Source organism: Eisenbergiella tayi (assembly GCF_001881565.1).
GTDB classification, from domain to species: domain Bacteria; phylum Bacillota; class Clostridia; order Lachnospirales; family Lachnospiraceae; genus Eisenbergiella; species Eisenbergiella tayi.
This window is the reverse complement of the sequence record NZ_MPDJ01000003.1, coordinates 733,935-737,991: the sequence shown is the minus strand read 5'-3', so window position 1 is coordinate 737,991 and position 4,057 is coordinate 733,935. Positions and strand designations below refer to the sequence as shown.

Here is a 4,057-nt window from a genome sequence, read left to right as displayed (position 1 = left end):
TTATCAGTCTTTCTCCTTACCCTGGCCCAACCCCCATACCGCCATCCCCATGGTGTGGTGTCCGGACGGTTTCTTAGCAACATCTGGAGGTGTATAAGGGACAGATACAGGGTTCCTTCTAGGGGACGCTTTCGCTCGGATAAGCACGCAGCGGTACTAAGGCTGCAAAGTACGCAGCCTAAGGACCGGCGAGCTTATGACGCCCCTTACAGGATCCCCTGTATGGCGGTCATAGCCGGCAGCGGAAAAGGGCAGGGAGGGGTTCTCAGGCCGGGCGGCAGACACGGAAGCAGCGGATGGAACGGAAAGCTGTCTTTGCAAAGTGTAAGTAATTTAAAAATGTTTATTGACATACATACCGTTAGTATGTATAATTAAACCTACCAACGGTATGTAAATATAAAAGGGAAACTGAGTTTTAATACAGATAATCCCGGGAAAAAGGGAGGACTCTTATGGCAAGGAATAAATATCCGGAAGAGACGCGGAATCTGATTATTGATACGGCTGCCAGGCTGTTTGTGGAAAAGGGATATGAGCATACTTCCATACAGGATATCATCAATAATTTGGGAGGGCTGAGCAAGGGCGCCATTTATCATCATTTTAAATCAAAGGATGAGATTATGAACGCGGTTGCGGATAAGCTTTATGCCGGGGCGACGGAAAGTATGTGGGTCATTGCCCGCAGGAAGGATCTCACCGGCCTGGAAAAGCTGAGGATGATATTCCAGACTTCCATGTATTCTTCCGCCCAGGAAGAGCTGTTCTCAGCGGCGCCCGATATGATGAATAATCCTCAGCTGCTGGTTCTCTATCTGCGCAATTCCGTACAGCAGGAAGCGCCGGCCATGATCCAGCCTATTCTGGAAGAAGGAATCGCGGACGGCTCCATCCAGACCGAATATCCAAGGGAATTGGCGGAGGTTCTGATGCTCATAGGAAATCTCTGGCTGAATCCTCTAGTTTACCCCTGCGATACCGAACAGCTTCTGAATAAAATGAGGTTTTTCCAGCATATGCTCCGGGGCTTCGGTATGGATATCATTGAAGATGAGATGTTTACCCGGCTGGAAAAATATTCACAGCTTTATCAGGAAAACAAGGATCGTTAAGTCTCTTTTCATGTCAGAAATAACTGCTCCTCCCGGAGCAGATTATTTTTATCATTATACATACCAACGGTTGGTATTAATAATTAGGAGGAATCTATGATAACTATTACAAACATAAGCAAGGCCTATGCAGCCACCCCCGTTTTGGAAGGCTGTTCTCTCCAGGTGCCGGATGGCGCCATCTATGCGCTGGCCGGAAGGAACGGTGCAGGGAAATCCACTCTGCTGAAGCTGGCCGCCGGTTTCCTCTGCCCTGATATCGGGGAAATCCGGATACAGGGAAAGCAGACCTGGGAAAACCGGGAAAGTATCCAGAAAGATATCGGCACTCTGATTGACGTCCCCGTATTCTATGAACACCTCTCCGCCGCTGAAAATCTGAAACTGCAGCAGGCCTACCAGAAAACAGATACCGATATCGGCGGCATCCTGGAAAAGGTAGGGCTTTCCGGAATCAGTGAAAAGCCCGTCTCCGCTTTTTCCACCGGCATGCGCCAGAGGCTTGCCATTGCCAGGGCCCTGCTTCATAATCCCCGGGTCCTTCTTTTGGATGAACCTCTGAACGGCCTGGATCCTCTGGGGGCGGAGGAACTGCGTTCCCTCTTTGTCAGCCTGGCCGAAGAAGGAAAGACACTGCTGATTTCCAGCCATATACTCAGTGATATCTCTGCTATGGCCGACACCGTAGGGATCCTTTCCGGTCACCGGATCTGCAGGGAATTCGATATGGAACAATACCGGGGCAGCCGGAAAGAAGCCTTTGAACAGGAAGTGCTCGCTGCCATGAAAGGAGAAGCCGAATGAAACTGATACGTCTTGAATGGAAAAAAATAAATCCCGCCCCTTACCTGGGCACCGCTCTCGGCCTGCTGGCCCTCAGCATGCTTATCGCCCTCCTTTTCTGCTTTCTTCCCGAATCGGAATGGGGGCCTGCCCAAATGTCACTTTCCCGTAACTGGCATTTCCTGATCCTTCTGGTATCCTGCGTCACCCTTTTTTCCTATACCATGCTGGGTGCCGTCTTAAGTTCCAGGGTTATCCTTACCGAATTCCTGGGAAAAAACAAACTTTTGGTCTTTTCCTGGCCAATCAGCCGCAAACGCCTTTTTGCCGCCAAAACAGCCTTTCTCTTCCTTTTCACGATTGCCGGCACCTTTATTTCCAATTTATTGGCAGTTTTAACAACCTTACTCTTATCTAACCTGTTCCACGGATTTCCCGGAGCCTTTACGGCTGATGATTTGGGCTATCTCCTTCTGGTCAGCTTCTCCATTGCCCTGCTGGCCTCCTGCATCTGCCTTGCCGCCGTCCGGTTCGGCTTCTGGAAGAAATCCCCCACCGCCGTCATCGTTTCGGCCCTCATCCTCATCGCTCCCATGACCAATATGGCGTCGGCAAACCTGTACGGCGGACTGAGCCTGATTGTTTTTACCCTCATCATGGCCGTCGTCTTTTTATTTGTCTACGGAAACTTATCAAAAAAAATCGTATCAATGGAGGCATTATGAAAAAAGGATTTTCTAAAGACTTTTACCTTGTACTGATAGGACAGATCATCTCCCTGTTTGGAAATGCGGTAATCCGCTTTGCACTCCCCCTTCATCTCCTGTCCGTCACCCACTCCCCTTCCCTGCTTGGAATCGTATCCGGCTTCGCCTTCCTGCCCCTTGCGGTTATGTCTCCCGTAGGTGGCCTGATCGCCGACCGCGTAAACAAACGGAATATCATGGTAGTCCTGGACTTTTTCACCGCCGGCCTGGTCCTCGCCTTTCTTCTCCTCTCCGGCAGAGTCAGCCTCGTAGGCCTGATTCTTGTCATGCTGTTCCTGCTGTACGGCATTTCCGGCGCCTACCAGCCCTCCGTCCAGGCCAGCATCCCCCTGCTGGTAACAGAAGAAGCCATCATGCCCGCCAACGCCCTCATCAACATGATCTCCTCCCTCTCCGGCCTGCTCGGCCCCGCCCTCGGCGGAATAGCCTACGGACTGTGGGGAATCACCCCCATCCTTTACCTCTGCGCCGGCTGCTTTTTCCTCTCCGCCCTCATGGAGCTTTTCATTCACATCCCCTTTACCCGCAAAGAACGCACCTGCTCCCTCTTCCGCGAACTCGCCGGTGACATAAAAGAAAGCCTCCTCTTCATCACCCGTGAAAAAAAGGAAATCGGCAAACTGACCCTCTGCTGCACCGCCGTAAACTTCTTCCTCTCCGCCCTCATGATCATCAGCCTGCCCGTAATCGTCATGCAGATCCTCTCCTTCCCCAAAGGAAATGCCTCTGAAATGTACGGCTTCCTCCAGGCTCTCATGGCAGCCGGAGGCCTCGCTGGCGGCATGGCTGCCGGAATCTTCAGCAAAAAACTCAATATCCGAAACAGCTGGAAGCTCCTCTTCGCCTCCTCCCTCCTCCTCATCCCCATGGGAGCCGCCCTCCAGCCGGCAATCCCCGCCTACGCCGCCTACACAATAATAGCCCTCTCCGGCCTCCTCATCATGGCCCTTGCCTCCCTATACACCATCCAGATCATGTCCTACATCCAGCTCACCACCCCCGCAGCCCTGATAGGCAAAGTCATCTCCTGGATCATAGCCCTCTCCTCCTGCGCCCAACCCGCCGGCCAGATAATGTACGGCTTCCTCCTCGAACACCTCCAAACCAAAATCTGGCTCATCTTCACCCTCACCGCCCTCCTCTCCATGCTCGTAAGCTACTGGAACAAACAAGCCGCCAAAAACCTGTAATATTATTACATTCAAAGGTTTTAACATTTATACAACAAATCCCTTACATGCAATACCATTATAACCTTCAAGGAGCCCGTATCATTTCCACGTCCGCCCTGCACGCAGCCTGTCCCTCGCCCGGCTCACCCTCCCGGCCCGGCATCACCCGGATATTGCCAGACGGCATACTCTATGGCCGGACAGAGGCATCTCAAAAAAA

The 4,057-nt window shown here is 51.9% G+C and carries 4 protein-coding genes; all 4 read left to right on the top strand.

Annotated elements, in window-relative coordinates:
* Positions 1-455 precede the first annotated feature (455 nt).
* The 4 genes from BLA28_RS14605 (at position 456) to BLA28_RS14590 (ending at position 3,855) form a co-directional block, all read left to right on the top strand.
* Positions 456-1,115, top strand: a complete 660-nt coding sequence (locus BLA28_RS14605; RefSeq protein ID WP_071699245.1) for a TetR/AcrR family transcriptional regulator — start codon at positions 456-458, stop codon at positions 1,113-1,115.
* Between the two features lie 96 nt (positions 1,116-1,211).
* Positions 1,212-1,919 carry an ABC transporter ATP-binding protein gene (locus tag BLA28_RS14600; protein WP_071699244.1) on the top strand — a complete coding sequence of 236 codons (708 nt, stop codon included), beginning with the start codon at positions 1,212-1,214 and terminating at the stop codon, positions 1,917-1,919.
* Positions 1,916-2,623, top strand: a complete 708-nt coding sequence (locus BLA28_RS14595; RefSeq protein WP_071699243.1) for an ABC transporter permease — start codon at positions 1,916-1,918, stop codon at positions 2,621-2,623. The genes BLA28_RS14600 and BLA28_RS14595 overlap by 4 nt, the downstream gene beginning before the upstream one ends.
* Positions 2,620-3,855 (top strand): MFS transporter, encoded by a 1,236-nt coding sequence (locus BLA28_RS14590; RefSeq protein WP_071699242.1) that lies wholly within the window; start codon positions 2,620-2,622, stop codon positions 3,853-3,855. The genes BLA28_RS14595 and BLA28_RS14590 overlap by 4 nt, the downstream gene beginning before the upstream one ends.
* The last annotated feature ends 202 nt before the right edge of the window (positions 3,856-4,057 follow it).